Origin of the sequence: Pontibacter sp. JAM-7, assembly GCF_048548695.2 — a bacterium.
Taxonomy (GTDB): Bacteria; Pseudomonadota; Gammaproteobacteria; order Pseudomonadales; family Balneatricaceae; genus Neptuniibacter.
The window spans coordinates 1-256 of record NZ_JBLYIF020000045.1; the positions used below are offsets into that span (position 1 = coordinate 1).

At 58.2% G+C, this 256-nt stretch carries 1 protein-coding gene; it reads left to right on the forward strand.

From position 1 onward, the window contains the following. Nucleotides 1-256 (forward strand): MnmC family methyltransferase (locus ACFVYJ_RS13810; RefSeq protein WP_463255440.1); only part of this gene is annotated, 256 nt, incomplete at both ends.

Here is a 256-nt window from a genome sequence, read left to right on the forward strand (position 1 = left end):
GAAGCCTACCCGATGGCTGTGGCCGATCTGCACGCGGCCTTGGGCGCTTTTGAAGGTCTGCCAAGCGATCTGAGGGAGGTGGATATGTTTCCCGCGAAACTGGATGGTCCTGATTTTGAGCTGCGTGTGATCTTGGGCGATGCACGCAAGACGCTCCCCGATTGGGATGGTCGCGCGGATGCTTGGTTTCTTGACGGGTTTTCACCCGCTAAGAACCCTGAACTTTGGTCACCTGACCTGATGGCACAGGTGGCGG